Below are 18147 nucleotides of genomic sequence, written 5' to 3' on the forward strand. Positions count from 1 at the left end.
ATGATCGATCCGCGTGACGTCTCTATCGACCCAGCCCGGTCCCGACCGGACCAGCTTGGGGCCCGCTTCGACGGCGAGGGCACCAACTTCGCGCTCTTCTCCGACCATGCGGAAAACGTCGAGCTGTGCCTGTTCGACGAGGCTGGCGCGCAGGAGCTGACCCGGCTGGAGCTGCCCCGCGCCGAGGGCGGCATCTTCTTTGGCTATTGTCCCGACCTCGGGCCGGGGCAGGCCTATGGCTACCGGGTGCATGGGCCGTTCGAGCCGGAAAGCGGCCATCGCTTCAACCCGCACAAGCTGTTGCTCGACCCTTACGCCATGGCGATGCGCGGTCAGCTGACATGGGACGATGCGCTGTTTGCTTATCCGGTGGGCGGCTCGGATCTCGATCTCGACACCCGAGACAGCGCGCCTTTCATGCCCAAGGCCGTGGTTGCCGACCCGGTGTTCGACTGGGAGGCGGATGCCGCGCCGCAGGTGCGCTGGCGCGACACGGTGATCTATGAGGCGCATGTGAAAGGCCTGACCATGCGCCATCCCGGCGTGGTGCAGGCCGACCGGGGCACCTTCCGCGCGCTCGCCTCTGACCCGATCATCGAGCATTTGCAAAAGCTTGGCGTCACCACCATCGAACTGCTGCCGATCCACGCCATGGTGCAGGACCGGCATCTGATCGAGAAGGGGCTGCGCAACTACTGGGGCTACAACACGCTGGGGTTCTTTGCGCCGAACCGCACCTATCTGGCCACCGAGGACGTGCGTGAGGTGCGCGCCGCGGTGAAACGCTTCCACGCCGCCGGGATCGAGGTGATCCTCGATGTGGTCTACAACCACACCGCCGAGGGCAACGAGCTTGGCCCGACCCTGTCGTTCAAGGGCATCGACAACGCCAGCTACTACCTGCTGTCGCCCGAGAACCGCCGCCACGGCTTTGACACCACCGGCACCGGCAACACGCTCAACGTCGCGCATCCGATGGTGCTGCGTATGGTGATGGACAGCCTGCGCTATTGGGTCGAGGCCTTTCACGTCGACGGCTTCCGCTTTGATCTGGCCTCGACGCTGGCGCGCGAGCCCGATGGGTTCGAGCGCGAGGGCGCCTTCTTCAACGCCATCCGGCAAGACCCGGTGCTGAGCCAGATCAAGCTGATCGCCGAGCCTTGGGACGTGGGCGAGGGCGGCTATCAGGTGGGCGGCTTCCCGTGGCCGTTCCGCGAGTGGAACGACAAGTTCCGCGACGACGTGCGCGGCTTCTGGAAGCGCGAGCCGGGCAAGCTTGGCGGCCTCTCGGAGCGGCTGATGGGCAGCCCGGTGCAGTTCAACCACTCGCACCGCCCGGCCACCTCTTCGGTCAACTTCATCGCCGCCCATGACGGGTTCACCCTTTGGGATACGGTCTCGTACAACGACAAGCACAATGAGGCGAACGGCGAGGATGGCCGCGACGGCCACAACCACAATCTGTCGGACAATATGGGCCATGAGGGCGCCACCGACGATCCCGGCATCATTGCCGCGCGCACGCGGCGGGTGAAGGGCATGCTGGCAACACTGTTCCTGTCGCATGGGGTGCCGATGCTGCTGGCGGGCGATGAGATGGGCCAGACCCAAAGCGGCAACAACAACGCCTATTGTCAGGACAATGAGACCACGTGGATCAACTGGGAGGGGGCGCGTCCGGGGCTGGTCGAGGCGGTCTCGGCGCTGACCGCGCTGCGCCGTGAATGGCGCGGGCATCTGGCGCCCTATGGGTTCTGGCCGCGCCCCGAGGCGACCGAGAGCATCTGGCTGCATCCCGAGGGGCGCGAGATGTCCGAGCGTGATTGGCAGGACGGCGGGCTTTTCGCCATGGGGCTGCGGCACCATCAGGAAGACTGCCCGGATCTGCTGATCCTGATCAACGGCGGCGAGGCCTGCACGTTCACCCTGCCCGAGGGGGCGTGGGAGCTTATCCTCGACACCGGACGTGACGAGAATGGACGCGACGGGATCACCTGCGCAGAGCGCCCCGGACCCGAGATCACCGTGGGGGCGCAATCGGTGGCGGTGCTGCGCGATCGCGGCGGCGCTGCGGGCGCGGGAGGGGTCTGACCATGCAGCCGCGGTGGGGCGCTCATGCGGACGGGGATGGCCTGTGGTCCTTCGGCCTCTGGGCACCCAAGGCGCGGCGCGTGCAACTGCTGCTTGAGGGCCGCGAGATCGCCATGCGCAGCGAGGCGGGGGTCTGGAGCGTGCGGGTGCCGGCGCGGGCTGGCATGGCCTATCTCTTCAGGATCGACGGGCGGGATGTGCCGGACCCGGCGGCGCGCGCCCAGCTTGGCGGCGTCGAGGGGCCATCGCTCACCGTCGATCCCGCGCGCTACGACTGGGGCACGCCGTGGCAGGGGCGGCCGCTCGAAGAGGCGGTGATCTTTGAGTTGCACGTGGGGGCCTTCACCCCCGAGGGCACTTTCGCCGCCGCCGCCCGACGCCTGCCGGAGCTTGCCAGCCTTGGCATCACCGCCATCGAGATCATGCCGGTCTCGCAATTCGCCGGACGCCGCGGCTGGGGCTATGACGGCGTGCTGATCCGCGCGCCGCATCCGGCCTATGGCACGCCCGACGATCTGCGCGATCTGGTGGCGCGGGCCCAAAGCCTTGGCATGATGGTGATCCTCGATCTGGTGATGAACCACTTCGGCCCCTTCGGAAATCTGCTCCCCAGCTACGCGCCCGAGTTCTTCAACCAGCGCCCGACGCCTTGGGGCGATGGCATCGCCTTTGAGCGGGCCGAGGTGCAGGCGTTTTTCCGTGACGCCGCCTTGGGCTGGCTGCGGGAGTACCGGCTCGACGGGTTTCGCTTCGACGCGGTGCATGAAATCCGCGACGGGCAGGACCAGCGTTTCATGCGCCAGCTTGCCGCCGAGATCCACGCTTTGGACCTCGGGCGCCCGGTCCACCTCATCTGCGAGGACGAGCGCAACCTGCCGCATCTGCGCGAGGCCGGGTTCGACGCCGAATGGAACGACGATTGGCACAATGCGATGCATGTGGCGGTCACCGGCGAGACCCATGGCTATTACAGCCGCTTTGCCGAGGATCCGTTTGACGATGTCGCCAAGGCGCTGAGCCGCGGGCAGGTGGACGAGGGCCAGCCCCACCCCGAAGAACCGCGCGGTGCGCCCGCCGCGCATCTGCCGTGGACCGCTTTCGTCAACGCCAATCAGACCCATGACCAGATCGGCAACCGCGCGCTTGGCGAGCGGCTGATCTCGCTGATCGGCGACGGCCCGGCGCGGGTGCTGCATGCGGCGCTTTTGCTGATGCCCTTCGTGCCGATGCTGTTCATGGGCGAGGAAGAGGGCAGTGCGGCACCATTTCTGTTCTTCTGCGATCCCCCCGACGAGGCCGGGCGCGCGGCGGTGCGCAAGGGCCGCGGCGCCGAGTTGACCCGCATCGGCTATGACCTGTCGGGAATGCCCGACCCCACCGGCCCGGAGGCGCTGGAGGCCTCGCGCCCCTATCCCGCGTCAGACCCGGCGCGGGCGGCGGCGTGGCGCGATCTGACCCGCGATCTGCTGGAGTTGCGCGCGCGCAAGATCGTGCCGCTGCTCACCTCGGGCAAGCTTGGGCTGGGCGCGGTCACGCGGCTTGGCGCGCGGGCCTACGCGGTGCGCTGGCCCTTCGTGGCGGGCGAGATCCGCATGCTGCTGTCGCTGGGAGAGCCCGCCACCGGCGCGCAGGGGCTGCCGCGCGCCGAGTTTCGGCTTGGCGATCCGACCCTTGATCCCTTTGCCATCGAAGTGGAGATCACCGCGTGAGACCTCTTATCGCGACCTACCGGCTGCAACTTCGTCAGGGTGTCGACTTTGGGCGCGCCGCGCAGCTTCTGCCCTATATCGCCGATCTGGGGGTGAGCCATCTTTACCTCTCGCCGATCTTCACGGCGCAGAGCGGCTCGACCCATGGCTATGACGTGGCTAACCCCGCCGAGATCGACCCGGAGCTTGGCGGGCGCTCCGGCTATGAGCGCCTCGTGACGGCGGCGCAGGCGCAGGACCTCGACATCGTGCTCGACCTCGTGCCCAATCACACGGTGCTGAGCACCGAGAACCCATGGCTTGTGGATGCGCTGACCCATGGCGCCGAGAGCCGCTTTGCCAAGTATTTCGACGTCGACTGGGCCGAGGGGCTGATCCTGCCGCTGCTGCCGCAGCCGAAAGACGAGATGCTGCAGCAGGGGGCCTTTAAGATCGACGCTGGCGGGCAGCGCATCACATGGGAGGGCGGCTGGCTGCCGCTCGCCCCCGGCAGTGCCGAAAGCGGCGATCCTGCGGAAGTGCTGCAGCGCCAGCACTGGCATCTGCGCCATTGGGTGCGCGAGCGCAAACGCCTGACCCACCGGCGGTTTTTCAATATCACCAGCCTTATTGGCATGCGGATCGAGCTGCCCGAGGTCTTCGAGGCGATGAGCGCCCTGCCGCTTTCGCTGCTGCGCGAGGGCTTGGCGCATGGGCTGCGGATCGACCATGTGGACGGGCTCGCCGATCCGGCCGAATACCTGCGGCGCCTGCGGCAGGAGGTGGGGCCAAAACTGCCGATCTGGATCGAGAAAATCCTCACCGGCGAGGAACGGCTGCAGCATTGGCCGGTCACCGGCACCACCGGCTATGAGGCCAACGACCGGATCACCCGGCTGCTGCTGGACGCCGAAGGGATGGACCGGCTCGACCGGATGTGGCGCGGGGCGACCGGGGCCAAGGGTGATTATGCGGCGGCCTGCCGCGCCGCGCGGCACCAGATCCTGTCGGAGGATCTGGCAGCGGAACTGTCGGAACTGACCCGCATCGCGCTGCAGGCGCTGAACGAGACCGACGCCGAGGAGGATGCCGCGTTGGTCAAGCCCGAGCAGATCAAAGAGGCGCTGCGCGCGCTGCTCGTCGCCTTCCCGCGCTACCGCAGTTACATCGACAGCGACGGCCCGAGTGCCGAGGATCTGCAGCTGCTGACCAAGACCGCCGAAGAGGCCGCTGCCGTGCTGCCCGACCGCCAGATGCTGGACCGGCTGCACGCGCGGCTCGCCGCCCCGAAGGGCCCCGCTGGCCGCGCCTTCGTCCGGCGCTTTCAGCAGGTGACCGGCGCGGTGGTCGCCAAGGCGCAGGAAGACACCGCCTTTTACCGCCACACCCGCTGTCTCGCCGAGGCCGAGGTGGGATCCGAGCCCGATGCGCCGCCGCTGACCCCGGCGGAGTTCGAGGCGTATTGCACCGAGCGCGCCCGCCTCTGGCCGCAGGCGCTGACGCTGGGATCGAGCCATGACACCAAACGCGGCGAGGATGCGCGCGCGCGGCTCATCGCGCTGACCCATCTGCCGGAGGAAGCCGCCGTTCTCTGGGCGCAGGCCGACCGATTGAAAGGGCCGAACCCTCCCGACGGCTCGGTGCGCTGGTACATCCTGCAATCGGCCATCGCGCTTTGGGATCCGGACCGCGCGGACCTTGAGGACCGGCTGGCGGAGCATCTCGAGAAGGCGCTGCGCGAGGCCAAGGAACTCACCGACTGGCACGACCCCGACGAGGACGCCGAGGCGCAGGCGGCAGAGTTCGGGCGGGCGCTTTTGGCGCAGTGGCGGGCGGATCCGCCCGAGGCGCTGCGCAAGCTCGTGGCGATGGGCGAGGGGCTGTCGCTGACGCAGCTTGCCCTGCGCGTCTTCATGCCGGGCGTGCCGGACATCTATCAGGGCAGCGAAAAGGGCAGTTTCGATCTGACCGACCCGGACAACCGCACGCCGCTCGACCCCGCCGCGCCGATCTCGGTGTTTGGCTGGCGCAAGACCGCGCTGCTGAAAGAGCTTGTGGCGCTGCGGCGCGCCGACCCCGAGCTTTTCACCAAGGGCAGCACCCGCCTCACACCCGAGGCGGAGGGGCTCGCGCTGACCCGCAGCCTCGAGGGACGCGCGCAGCGGCTGCTGTTCTCGGCGGAGGGGGCGTTTGATCCGCAGTTCCGCTGCGCCTGCTCAGCAAAGACCAGCGCCGCGCAATAGGCGGCGCGTGTTCCCACCCGCCCGCGGGTCTGTTCCGAGTTGCCTCTGGTGCCCCCCATCCACCTTCCATTTGGCGGAGAACGCGCATGGCCTATGAGAAACCCATCCCCCTGAGATCGCGTGGCAATCGGCCCGTGAGGCCGCCGCGCCCCCGCCCGCCCGCCGCCCATCGCGTCGCGATCGTCGGTGCCGGTCCGACCGGGGTCTACACGCTTGCCGCTTTGCTGCGGCAGGCACCGTCTCGGCTACATGTGGACATCTTTGAGAAGGGCAGCGCCGCCGGGCCGGGGATGCCCTATAACTCCGATATGAACGCGCCGGTCATGCTGTCGAACATCGCCAGCCGCGAGTTGCCGCCGGTTCTGACCTCGCTCAACGACTGGCTGCGCGGGCTCGACACCTCGGATCTGGCGCGCTTGGGGGTGCGCGCGGCCGAGATCAGCGACGAGGCCTTCTATCCCCGCCTTGCGCTTGGGGCCTATTTCACCGCGCAGATGTCGGATGTGATCGCGCTTGGGCGGCGGCAGGGGCACCGGATCGAGCTTCACCTGCACCACACGGTCACCGACATCGCGCCGCGCGCGGCGGGCGTCGAACTGGCGTGGCGCAGTCCGGGCAGCGCGTCGAAGGCGGTTTATGCGGATGCGGTGCTGGCCACCGGGCACCGCTGGCCGGACCGGACGTGCGCGGGCGGGGCGGTGCTGCATTCGCCTTGGCCCGCCGAGAAGCTGACCCGGCTGCCGCAGCAGCGGATCGGCGTGCTGGGCACCTCGCTGTCGGCCATTGATGTGGCGGTGACCATCGCCTCGGCGCGCGGGCGCTTTTGCGAAGAGGGCGGGCGCATGCGCTATGTCGCGCAAGAGGGGCGGGAGCCGTTTCTGCTCAGCCTCATGTCCCGCAAGGGGCTGCTGCCCGAGGCGGATTACTGGTACGACCTGCCGCTGCCCGAGCTTCCCCGTTTGGCGGCCCTCTGCGCGGAGGTCTCTGGCGTGGAGGTCTCTGGCGTGGAGCAGGGCGCTCTGCTCGACCGCGCCTATCGGGCCTTCGTTGCGGACCTGCAGGCGGCGGATCCGGCGTGGCTGGCGGGTCTCGGCGGGCCTGACGTGCCCTGCGACGCGTTTTGCCACGGCTATTTCGCCAAGCGCCTCGCGGCGGATCCCTTCGATTGGGCCCGCGCCAATCTTGTAGAGGCCGAAGAGACCGTCGCCAGCAAGGCCCCGACGCCGTGGCGCAGCGCGCTGCTGCGGGCGCATGAGCTGTTCGAAGAGCTCATCCCAAGGTTCAGCGATGCCGAGGTCGCGGCGTTTCACGCCACTCTGAAACCGCTGTTCACCGATTGCTATGCCTGCGTGCCGCACCCGTCGATCAAGCGCCTGCTGGCGCTGCGCGAGGCGGGGGTGCTCGAAGTGCTGCGGCTTGGTGAAACGACCGGCGATGACAGCCAGATCACCGCCTGCGCACAGGGTGTTTCGGTGCGGCGCGGCGGGCAGGAGAGCCTGTTCGAGATGCTCATCGACGCGCGCGGCCAGCGCGCCATGACGCTGGCGGACCTCGGGTTTCCGTCGCTGGCGCGCGCGGACCTTCTGTCCAAGCCGCTGCGCTTTGACGCCTTCGTGCTGCCCCTTTCCGCGCCCTGCGCGGGGCGCATCCATTGCGTCGCGCTGCCGGCGCTGCTCCGGCGTCATCCCTTCGTGCAGGGGCTGGTGAACGCCAGCGAAATGGGCGGCGAGACGGCGGAGATGATCGCCAAAGCGATGCGCAAAACGGCTCTGAAATCCGGCTGACACCCCCCTCGCCGCATCGGCAAAGACTGGCCGATCGGCGCTTGGGCGCTATCTGCTCTCGCAAGCTTCAAGCCAACGTGACCATTCAGGAGAGCCAGATGCACGATAAGATGCCGCAGGAACGGCTGTTCATCTTCCCGAGGGTGCACAAGACCGTCTTTGCAGTCTCGGCGCTGCTCATCATCGGATTTATCCTCTTCGGGGCGACCTTCAGCGAACAGGCCAACAGCGTCTTTACCGGCATCCAGAACTGGTTTGCCGACACGCTGGGCTGGGCGCTGATCATCGAGGTCAATATCTTCGTGCTCGCCACGATCTACCTCGCCTTCGGCCCCTTCGCCGACATCCGCCTTGGCCGGATGAACGACAAACCCGCCTACGGGCTGATCTCATGGACGTCGATGCTGTTCTCGGCGGGCATCGGCATCGGCCTGATCTACTGGGGCGTGGCCGAGCCGCTCTATCATTACTTCGCGCCGCCCACCGGCGATGCGGAAACCCAAGAGGCCGCGCGGCAGGCGATGGTGATCTCATTCCTGCACTGGGGCTTCCACGGCTGGGCGATCTACGCGGTGATCGCGCTGGCGCTGGCCTATTTCCACTTCCGCAAAGGGCTGCCGCTGACCATCCGCTCGGCGCTCTATCCGATCCTCGGCGAGAAGATCTTTGGCCCCTGGGGCAGCGCAGTCGATATCCTTGCGGTGTTTGGCACGATGTTCGGCATCGTCACCTCGCTGGGTCTTGGCGCGATGCAGATCAACTCGGGCCTTGGCGAGGTCTTTGGCATCGGCGACAGCGTGGTCACTCAGATCATCATCATCGCGCTGATCACCCTCGCGGCGACGATCTCGGTGGTGGCGGGCCTCGACGGCGGCATCAAGCGATTGTCGAACCTCAACATCGGCCTCAGCTTCGTCTTCCTGATCTTCATGCTGATCGTCGGCCCGACGGTGTTCATCTTTGATCTCTTCGTGCAGAGCTACGGCGATTACGTCGCCCGCTTCGTCAGTTGGGCCAGCTGGACCGAGGCATGGCAGGCCGATGGCTCGTGGCAGAATTCCTGGACCATCTTCTATTGGGCGTGGTGGATTTCGTGGTCGCCGTTCGTTGGCGTCTTCGTGGCGCGCATCTCCAAGGGCCGCACCATCCGCGAGTTCGTGCTGGGGGTGATGCTGCTGCCGACCTCGATCATGTTCTTCTGGTTCTGCGCCTTTGGCGGCACCGCGCTGAACATCTCGCTGGGCGGCGATCCGGCGCTGGTCGAGGCCACCAAGAACGCCTATGGCGACGCGATGTTCGCGCTGCTCGATTACTTCCCCGCCTCGGGGCTGATGTCGGGCTTTGCGATGATCCTGATCGTGCTGTGGTTCGTGACCTCCTCGGACTCCGGCTCTTTCGTGATCGACATGCTGACCGCGGGCGGTGACACCGATCCGCCGCGGGTGCAGCGGGTGTTCTGGGCGATCACCGAAGGCGCCGTGGCCTCGGTGCTGCTGCTGGCGGGCGGGCTCAACGCGCTGCAGGCGGCGGCGGTGGTGGCGGGCTTTCCGTTTGCGGTGGTGTGCCTGTTCATCCTGATCGGCCTGTTCAAGGCGCTGCGCTGGGACACGCTGATGGTCTATCGCCACAACCAGCGCTACCGCGACGACGAAGAGGCGGATCACGCCATGCCTTCGGAACTGCCGGGCGAGCTGTACGGCGCCGATCCGACGCCGCCACCGCAGCCGGATGCCGCGTATAAGCCCGCGGAGTAAGTGCCGTAGGATTGCGAAATGGGACCGGCGTGCGCGCCGGTCCTTTTTTGTGGCGGTCCTTTTTTCTGGTGATGCGCAGGGCCTCAGGCGGGCGGCCACATGCGGCTGAACACCCCGTCCCGCTTCACCAGCCCATGCAGCGCGGCAGCCCCGGCGTGCACCGCGATCAGCCCGATCAGCACCGTCTTGGCCAGATCGTGAAAGCCGCTGGCGGATTTGGCCAGCGCCTCATCCTTGCCGACCATGCCGCCAAGCAGCGGGTCCCAAACCTCCATCGGAAAGCCGCCCGCCTGCACCCGCACGATGCCAGAGATCACCAGCGCCACCAGCGTCAGATAAAGCAGCCAATGCACCACGCTCGCCACCAGCGCCTGCAGCGCCGGGACGCTGGCCGGAAGCGGCGGCGGCCTTGAGATCAGCCGCACCACCAGCCGCAGCACGACCAGAGCCAGAATGATCGGGCCAATGTTCTTGTGATAGAGAAAGAGCGTATTCTGCAGCGCCCGCGGCAGCCCCTCCTGCACCATGACCAGCCCCGCGGGGATGGTGGTGAGCACAAGCAGCACCGTCAGCCAGTGCAGCAGCCGCGCCGCGCGGGAATAACGGGGGAAAACCTCTGTCTGAGCCACGCTGGCCATGCGCCGACCTCCCGGTTCTGTGCTCTCACAGCCTAGTGACAACATGCCCTTACGTAAAGCGCGGTGCTTGACAGGCGCGGGCGCGGCAGCACTTCATTTGGGATGGATCTGCCGCCGCCCCCTGTGCAACGCGCCACGGCTCTCGCCGCTGCAAGGACGCCATTTGCGTCCCTCGCGCTGCTGGCCTCGGGGTTTGCGCTGGCGCTTTGCGGGCTGTCGTGGTGGCTGGCCGGGGCTTTGATGCTGCTGCCGGTGCTGGGCTTCGGGCTGGGGGCGGGGGTCTCGGGCCATTTCCTGCTGCGCCACTGGCCCGCGCCGCGCCTCGGCTATGCCAATGCGTTCACCCTCGGGCGGCTGGCGCTGGCGGCGTTGATGCTGCTGCCCTTGGTGCAACCCGCGCTGACCGAGGGCGCCTCTGGCTGGGGGTTCTTCTGCCTCGCGCTGATCACGCTGGCGCTCGATGGGGTCGATGGCCCGCTGGCGCGGCGCAGCGGGCTGGCCGGACCTTGGGGCGCGCGGTTCGACATGGAGGTCGACAGCGTCTTTGCCCTGCTGCTGGCGGCGGTGGCATGGCGCAGCGGCGCGGCGGGCGGCTGGGTGCTGCTGCTGGGCGGGCTGCGCTATCTCTTCGTCAGCGCCAGCCTGCTCTGGCCGTGGCTCGACGCGCCCTTGCCGCAACGCTTCCGGCGCAAGCTGGTCTGCGTGGTGCAGATCGCGGTGCTGGCGGGATTGCTCGCGCCCGTCGCGGTGCCGCCTTGGTCCGAACTCGCGGCGCTGCTGGCGCTGGGGCTGCTGGCGTGGTCCTTCGCGCTGGATGTGCTCTGGCTGGCGAGGCGGCGGTGAGCGGGGCCGGGGCGGGAAGACCGCTGCGGCTCTGGCTGGCGCTGCTCGTCTCGGCGGTGCTGGTCGATCTGCTGCTGATCCTGCCCAACCACCCCGGCGCGCTGCGCTGGCCCGCGCTGAGGATGGTGCCGCTGGAGCTGCCGGTGCTGCTGCTGGGGATGCTGGCGCTTGGGCCGCGCGCCCGTCCGCTGGCGATCCTCGCGAGCGTGGCGCTCACCCTGATGACGGCGCTCAAACTGGCCGATCTTTCCGCCTATACCGCCTTTGGCCGCGGCTTCGATCCGCTGGCGGACATGCATCTTCTGCCCGCGGCGGCGCATCTGCTGCGCGGCAGCGCCGGGCTTGCGGGCGCGCTTGTGGTCGGCGCGGCGCTGGCGCTGCTGCTGGGCGGGGCGATGGTTTTGCTCTACCGCGCGCTGCGTCTCTGGGCGCGCTGCGGCAGCCGCCTGCCGCGCGCCTTGCGGGTGACGGCGGGCGGCATCGCGCTGGTTTTCGCGCTGCTCTGCGCCGCCGAGATCCGCACCGCGCTCAACGGCTGGCAGGGCTGGCGTCCGCCCGGCAGCGCCTTCACCGCGCGGCTCGGGGCCGAGCACATCCGCGATTTTGCCCGCGCCCGCACCGCGCTGGCCGAGTTCGAGCGCGCCGCCGCCACCGATCCATGGGCCGGACGCGATGGCCTGCTGTCGAAACTCGAGGGCCGCCCGGTGGTCATCGTCTTTGTCGAAAGCTACGGGCGCGCGGCCTTCGACAACCCGCTCTATGCGCCGCGCCATACGGCGACGCTGCAGGCCGGAGAGGCGACGCTGGCGCAGGCGGGGCTGGCGATGCGCTCGGGCTGGCTGCGCTCGCCGGTGCAGGGCGGGCAAAGCTGGCTGGCCCATGCGACGCTGGCGGCGGGCGTGGAGGTCAGCGACCAGCGCCGCTACCGCGCCCTGCTGGCAAGCGCCCGGCAGAGCCTTTTCACCCTCGCCAGCCGCGCCGGGTATCACACCATGGCCGTGGCCCCGGCGATTGTCATGGATTGGCCCGAAGGTCCGGCCATGGGGTTTCAGGAGATCCGCGCCGCCGCCGAGCTTGGCTATCGCGGGCTGCCGTTCAACTGGGTGACCATGCCCGATCAATACACGCTGGCGGAGTTCGACCGGATCGCCGCCGATCAAGGCGCCCCGCTGATGGCCGAGATTGCGCTGATCTCCAGCCATGCGCCCTGGACGCCGGTGCCGCAGATGGTGCCTTGGCAGGCGGTGGGCGATGGCAGCATCTTTGACGCCGAGGCCACCTCTGGCCCGAGCCCAAAGGAGGTCTGGGCCGATCCGGACCGCATCCGCGATCACTTTGGCCGCTCGCTCGATTATGCGCTGCGCAATGTGCTGTCATGGGCGGCGCTGCCGCGCGCCGAGCCGCCGCTGATCCTCGTGCTGGGCGATCACCAGCCCGCCGAGTTCGTGGCGCAGGCGGGGGGCAAGGACGTGCCCCTGCATCTCATTGGCCCGCCCGAGGCGCTGCGCCTCTTCGACGGTTGGGGATGGGCCGCAGGGCTGCAGCCCGACCCGGCGCAGGACGCCCTGCCCATGCGCGACGTCCGCGACATGTTCCTGCGCGCCACCAGCGCGGCGGGGCCGCAGATGCGGGCGGACGGGTCATGAGCGCGCTGCGTCTTCTGCTGCCGCTTGGGCTGATCGGGCTCTGCCTGTGGCTCGCCGACGGGCGCGAGGCGCTGCGGCGGCTGGCAGAGCTTTCGCCGGGCTGGGGGCTGGCCACGCTGGCGCTGCTCAACGCGGTGACGCTGCTGTCGGCGCTGCGCTGGCGGCGGACCGCCGCGGCCTTGGGGCTGCAGATGCCGCGGGGCGAGGCCGCGCGCGAGTATTACATGGCGCAATTCGTCAATCAGACCCTGCCCGGAGGCGTGCTTGGCGATGCGGCACGGGCCGCGCGCAGCCGCCAGAACGGCCCGCTGAGCCGCGCCGCGCAGGCGGTGGTGCTGGAGCGCGCGGCGGGGCAGGCGGGCATGGGGTTCGTCGCCCTCACCGGGCTGGTCCTGATGCTGGCGGGCGCTGGAGCCCCCTCGGCCCTCGGGTTTGCGCCAAGCCTTTGGCTGCCCGGCGCGGTGCTGGTCTTGATGCTGGGCGCGCTTGTGCTGCTGGCCAGCCGGAGGCGGGGCCGCGCGCAGGGCTGGCGCGCCGCCGCCCGCATCGCGCTGCTTGGCCAATGGCGCACGCAAGTGGCGCTGTCGCTGGCGATCGCCGCTCTGACCGTCGCCGCCTTTGTCACCGCCGCGCGGGCCAGCGGCAGCCTGCTGCCCGCGGGCCAAGCCGCGCTGATCGTGCCGCTGATCCTGACGGCGATGCTGCTGCCCGCCTCTGTCGCCGGCTGGGGCTGGCGCGAGGGCGCGGCGGCGGCGCTGTTTCCATTAGCCGGTCTGAGCGCCGAGGCCGGGCTGGCGGCGAGCATCGCCTTTGGCCTGATCAGCCTGCTCGCCGCCCTGCCGGGGGCATTCTTCCTGCGCCGCAGCCCGCAGGCACAAGCGCAAGGCACCGCCGGCATTGCCTCACCCCATGATTAGCCTAGTCTCATTTCAAACCGGGAGGGTCCCATGCAATTTCTGACACCCACACGCCGCCTGTTTCTTGGAGGCGCCCTGTCCACCGCCGGGGCCGCACTGCTGACGCCGCAGCGGGCGCGGGCTCAGGACGCCGTCGCCCTGCAATTGTCGTGGCTGCATTCGGTGCAATTCGGCGGCAGCTACATCGCGCAGAAGAACGGCTATTGGAGCGACGCGGGGCTCGAGGTCTCGCTGCTGCCGGGCGGGCCCAATGCGCCGGTCGAGCCGCCGGTGGTGGCGGGCACGGCGCTGGTCGGCATCTCGGCGGCCGACTACACCGTCGCTGCGGTGAACCAAGGCGCGCCCTTCAAGATCATCGGCGTCGCCATGCAGAAGAACCCGTTCGCCATCGCCTCGCTGCCCGACAACCCGGTGAACAGCCCCGCCGATCTGGTCGGCAAAAAGATCGGCATGGCGCTGGCCAATACCCCGGTGCTCGAGGCGCTCTGCACGATCAACGGCGTGGATATCGCCGGGATCGAAGTGGTGCCGACGCAATATGACGCCGCGCCGCTGGTGCAGGGGCAGGTGGATTGCCTGCTGTGCTGGGCCACCGACCTGCCCGTGGCGATGGAGATGCAGGGCGTCGAGAGCGTCACCATGCTGCTCGCCGATCACGGCTATGCGGTGCATTCGCAGACCTATATCGCCACCGAGGACAGCCTTGCCAACCGCCGCGACCAGCTTGTGGCGCTGATGAAGGGCGAGGTCATGGGCTGGCAGGATTACCTTGCCGACCCCGAGGCCGCAGCGGCACTGACCGTCGAGATGTTCCCCGACGCGGGGCTCGATCTTGCAACACAGAAGCTGCAGGCCGAGCGGCAGGTGCCGCTGATGTTCTCTGACCTGACCGAGGCCGAGGGCTTTGGCTGGTTCACCGAAGAGACCGTCGCCGCCAATGTGGAAACGCTGGAGCTTTTGGGCAAGCCGGTCTCGCCTGATCTCTGGGACCGTTCGATCTTGGAAGAGGTCCATGGCTAGGCCGCGCCGCGCCAGCTTGCGGGCGCGTGCGGGGGGATGACCGCGCGCCCCGATATCGTGCTTGCCGGGGTGGCCAAGCGCTTTACGGCGGCGGGCCGCCCTGTGGAGGCTGTGGCGCCGGTCGATATCACCCTCGCGGGCGGGCAGATGACCGCGCTTGTGGGCCCCTCGGGCTGCGGAAAGTCGACGCTGCTGCGGCTGATCGCCGGGCTCGAGCCGCCCAGCGAGGGCCGGATCACCATCGGCGCCGAAAGCCCCGACGATCTGCGCCAGCGCGCCGGGCTGGCGGTGGCCTTTCAGGACGCGGCGCTGCTGCCGTGGCGCACGGTCGAGGGCAATATTGCGCTGGGGCGGGCATTGGCGCGCAAGCCGCGTGACCCCGAGATGATCCGCGAGCTGATCTCGCTGGTCGGGCTTGCGGGGTTCGAGCGCCGCCGCCCGGCGGAACTGTCTGGGGGCATGCGCCAGCGCGCCGCCATTGCCCGCGCGCTGGCCGGGGAGCCCGAGCTTTTGCTGCTCGACGAGCCCTTTGCCGCCGTCGATGCGCTGACCCGCGACCGGCTCAACACCGAACTGCCGCCGCTCTGGGAGGCGCGCGGCGCGACCTCGGTGCTGGTGACCCATTCGGTGGCCGAGGCGGTGCGCCTGTCGGACCGTATCCTTGTGCTGACCCCGCGCCCGGCGCGCGTCGCCGCCGACATCCCGGTGCCGCTGCCGCGCCCGCGCGGGCCAGAGGTGCTGGCGTCCGAAGCGTTCCGGGCGCTCTGCACAGAGGTCACGGACGCATTGCGCGATCACCAATATCCCGAAAGCGTCGCGGCGCAATGAGCGCAGGCCCCGCCGCCCTGCGCCTGCCCCGCCCGCTGCCGCGCGGGCTGGGGCTTTTGCTGGGCCTGTTGCTGGGGCTGCTGATCTGGGAGGGCCTTGCCCGCGCCACCGCAGGCAGTTTCGTCATCGCCGCGCCGAGCCAGATCGCCGCCTATATGGTCCGCCATTCCGGGCTGCTCTGGCGCGCCTTCGGCACCACGCTGGCGGCGGCGGCGCAGGGCTTTGTCTGGGGCAATCTTGCTGGGGTGCTGCTGGCGCTTCTGGCGGTGCTGCTGCCGCGCGGCGAGCGGCTGCTGGCGACGCTGGCGCTGCTGGTCTTCTGTCTGCCGCTGGTGGCCACCGGGCCGATCCTGCGGGTGCTCTACGGGCCCGGCACCGGCCCGCAGGTGACGCTGGCGGCGCTGGCGGTCTATTACACCACCTTTCTGCCGGTGCTGGTGGGGCTGCGCGCCGCGCCGCAGGGCTGGTTCGATCTGCTGCGCAGCTACGGGCGCGGGCGGATGACCGCGCTGCGCGAGGTGCGGCTGCCCGCGGCGCTGCCTTATCTGGTGGCCGGTCTGCAGATCGCCGCGCCTGCAGCCTTCCTCGGGGCGATGGTCGGCGAGTTCACCGGCGCCGAGCGCGGGCTTGGCGTGCTGACGGTGCGGGCGCTGCGGGCGCTCGATCTGCCCGCCACATGGGCCATCGCGGTGATCGCCGCCGGGGTCTCGATGCTGGCCTTTGCGGCGGTGGGCGCGCTTGGCCGCCGCTTTGACATTGCTCCGCCCGAAGTGCTGATTGCCGCGCCCGTGGCGCGCAGCCGCCGGGTCTGGGACGCGCCCGCGCAGGCGCTGCGGGCGCTTGCCGTCACGCTGCTGATCTGGAAGGGCAGCATGGAGATCTTTGCCCTGCCACGGTTCTTTGCCAAACGCCCCGAGGATGTCTGGAGCTACCTGTTCACCAGCCCCGGCGCCGAGGCGCAGCGCGCCCGGCTCTTTGGCGCGCTTGCCGAGACGTTGGCGCTGGCCGGGCCGGGCTATCTGGCCGGGCTGGGGCTGGGCGCGGGGCTGGCGCTGCTGCTGGTGCTGCTGCCGCGCCTTGCCGGGGCGGTGATCCCGCTGTCGATCGCCCTACGCTCGATCCCGATCATCGCCACCGCGCCGCTGATCGTCTGGGCGCTGGGGCGCGGCGCCGCGGGCACCATCACCGTGGTCGCGGTGATGATCTTTTTCCCGACGCTGATCGCCTGCCAGCACGGGCTTGCCCGCACGCCGCGCGCGGTGCTCGATCTCTTCGAGGTCTATGCCGCCAGCCCGTTGCGCCGTCTCATCGGCGCGCAACTGCCCGCCATGCTGCCCGCCTTCTTCGCCTCTGCGCGTATGGCCATTCCCGCCGCCATCCTCGCCGTCACCACCGCCGAATGGCTGGCGACCGGGCGCGGCATCGGCGCGCTTATGGCGACGGTGGCCTCGACCTCGGATTACGGCATGCTGTGGAGCGCCATCGCCCTCGTCGGGCTGGCGGCGGTGCTCGCCCATGCGCTGGTGGCCGCGCTCGAACGGGCGGTGCTGGCCCGCACCAGCGCCGAGCAGCTCGCGCGATGAGAGCCTGCAGCTTTGCCATCCCCGGCGATCACCGCCAGAAGACCGGCGGCTTCATCTACGAGCGTCGCCTGCTCGAGGAATTGCAGGCGACAGGCCGCGAGGCGCGCCATATCGTGCTGCCCGCCGGGGCGGCGGCGGCGGAGCAGGGCGCGGCGCTGCGCCGCGAGGTCTCGGGCGTGCTGGAGGCGCTGCCGCCCGAGCAGCCGCTGATCCTCGACGGGCTGGTCTTTGCCGCCATGCGCCCCGAGGCGCTGGCCCGGCTGCGCTCTCCGGTGGTGGCGATGCTGCATCATCCCATGGGGATGGAGCAGGGGCTGCCTGCCGATCTCGCGCGGCAGCTTCTGGCGCAGGAGCGGGCGAACCTCTCGCTGGCGGCAGAGATCGTCGTCACCAGCCCGCACACGCGGCAGACTTACATAGACCTCGGCGCCGATCCCGCGCGGATCACCGTGGCGCTGCCGGGCTATGACGGGCCGCGCGATCTGCCGCGCGTCGAGGCCGGGCCGCGCATCCTCTCGGTCGGTCTGCTGGCACCGCGCAAGGGGCATGACGTGCTGATCCGCGCGCTTGCGCAGGTCGCCGATCTTGCGTGGAGCGCGCGCATCGTCGGCAAGACCCATAGCGCAGATTATGCCGCCGATCTGGCCGCGCTGATCGAGGATCTGGGGCTGCGCGGGCGGGTCGAGCTTGCCGGGGAACTGCCCGATGCCGCGCTCGCCGAGGCCTATCGCAGCGCGCGGCTCTTTGCGCTGGCCACGCGCTACGAGGGCTACGGCATGGCGCTGGCCGAGGCGCTCTGCCATGGGCTGCCCATCGTCACCTGCGCCGCCGGGGCGGTGCCCGACACGGTCGGAGACGCAGCGCTGCTGGCGCCCCCCGATGATCCCGAGGCCTTCGCCGAGCACCTGCGGCGGCTGCTCACCTCGTCCGCCACGCGCGAGGGTCTCGCCGCCCGTTCCCGCGCGCTCGGGCGCGCCCTGCCGCGCTGGCGCGATACGGCGGCGGTGATGGGGCGGGTGCTGGACGGGCTTCAGCCATAGGCGGCATTGGCGCGCGCCATGTTGCAACCAAGTTGAAATGTCACCGCGTCTGCAAAGCAGGAATGTCATCAG

General features: G+C 69.5%; 13 protein-coding genes. 12 read left to right on the forward strand and 1 reads right to left on the reverse strand.

Annotated features, from left to right (window positions below; genetic code table 11):
- From glgX to G0A00_RS20440, 5 genes are all read left to right on the forward strand, one after another.
- Window positions 1-2091 carry a glycogen debranching protein GlgX gene (glgX, locus tag G0A00_RS20420; protein ID WP_164214256.1) on the forward strand — a complete coding sequence of 697 codons (2091 nt, stop codon included), beginning with the start codon at window positions 1-3 and terminating at the stop codon, window positions 2089-2091.
- A gap of 2 nt (window positions 2092-2093) precedes the next feature.
- Window positions 2094-3800, forward strand: a complete 1707-nt coding sequence (treZ, locus tag G0A00_RS20425; RefSeq protein WP_164214257.1) for a malto-oligosyltrehalose trehalohydrolase — start codon at window positions 2094-2096, stop codon at window positions 3798-3800.
- Entirely contained in the window at window positions 3797-6022 is a 2226-nt protein-coding gene (gene treY / locus G0A00_RS20430) for a malto-oligosyltrehalose synthase (RefSeq protein WP_164214258.1), read from the forward strand. The genes treZ and treY overlap by 4 nt, the downstream gene beginning before the upstream one ends.
- A 134-nt stretch (window positions 6023-6156) precedes the next feature.
- A complete protein-coding gene (locus G0A00_RS20435; RefSeq protein ID WP_164214259.1) occupies window positions 6157-7806 on the forward strand; it encodes an FAD/NAD(P)-binding protein in 1650 nt (549 codons plus the stop codon).
- Window positions 7807-7904: 98 nt separating this feature from the next.
- Entirely contained in the window at window positions 7905-9560 is a 1656-nt protein-coding gene (locus tag G0A00_RS20440) for a BCCT family transporter (RefSeq protein ID WP_164214260.1), read from the forward strand.
- An 83-nt stretch (window positions 9561-9643) separates the two neighbouring features.
- On the opposite strand, the gene G0A00_RS20445 is transcribed toward G0A00_RS20440, so the two are convergent.
- The gene (locus G0A00_RS20445; RefSeq protein WP_164214261.1) at window positions 9644-10198 is read right to left on the reverse strand and encodes a cytochrome b; all 555 of its coding nucleotides are present in this window, start codon (window positions 10196-10198) and stop codon (window positions 9644-9646) included.
- A 102-nt stretch (window positions 10199-10300) separates the two neighbouring features.
- Here G0A00_RS20445 and G0A00_RS20450 point away from each other — a divergent pair, with 102 nt between their 5' ends.
- From G0A00_RS20450 to G0A00_RS20480, 7 genes are read left to right on the forward strand one after another with little or no spacing between them, the layout of a single operon-like run.
- Window positions 10301-11041, forward strand: coding sequence for a CDP-alcohol phosphatidyltransferase family protein (locus tag G0A00_RS20450; protein WP_235956756.1), 741 nt, complete (start codon window positions 10301-10303; stop codon window positions 11039-11041).
- Window positions 11038-12687 carry a sulfatase-like hydrolase/transferase gene (locus G0A00_RS20455; protein WP_368667729.1) on the forward strand — a complete coding sequence of 550 codons (1650 nt, stop codon included), beginning with the start codon at window positions 11038-11040 and terminating at the stop codon, window positions 12685-12687. The genes G0A00_RS20450 and G0A00_RS20455 overlap by 4 nt, the downstream gene beginning before the upstream one ends.
- Entirely contained in the window at window positions 12684-13604 is a 921-nt protein-coding gene (locus G0A00_RS20460) for a lysylphosphatidylglycerol synthase transmembrane domain-containing protein (RefSeq protein ID WP_164214262.1), read from the forward strand. The genes G0A00_RS20455 and G0A00_RS20460 overlap by 4 nt, the downstream gene beginning before the upstream one ends.
- A gap of 30 nt (window positions 13605-13634) precedes the next feature.
- Window positions 13635-14624 carry an ABC transporter substrate-binding protein gene (locus G0A00_RS20465; RefSeq protein ID WP_164214263.1) on the forward strand — a complete coding sequence of 330 codons (990 nt, stop codon included), beginning with the start codon at window positions 13635-13637 and terminating at the stop codon, window positions 14622-14624.
- A 36-nt stretch (window positions 14625-14660) separates the two neighbouring features.
- Window positions 14661-15452: an ABC transporter ATP-binding protein gene (locus tag G0A00_RS20470; protein WP_164214264.1), complete on the forward strand. Its 792-nt coding sequence runs from the start codon at window positions 14661-14663 to the stop codon at window positions 15450-15452.
- Window positions 15449-17035, forward strand: a complete 1587-nt coding sequence (locus tag G0A00_RS20475; RefSeq protein ID WP_164214265.1) for an ABC transporter permease — start codon at window positions 15449-15451, stop codon at window positions 17033-17035. The genes G0A00_RS20470 and G0A00_RS20475 overlap by 4 nt, the downstream gene beginning before the upstream one ends.
- A complete protein-coding gene (locus tag G0A00_RS20480; protein WP_164214266.1) occupies window positions 17032-18075 on the forward strand; it encodes a glycosyltransferase family 4 protein in 1044 nt (347 codons plus the stop codon). Before G0A00_RS20475 ends, G0A00_RS20480 begins: the two co-directional genes overlap by 4 nt.
- The last annotated feature ends 72 nt before the right edge of the window (window positions 18076-18147 follow it).

Source organism: Salipiger sp. PrR002 (genome assembly GCF_010500775.1).
In the GTDB taxonomy this organism is placed as follows: Bacteria; Pseudomonadota; Alphaproteobacteria; order Rhodobacterales; family Rhodobacteraceae; genus Salipiger.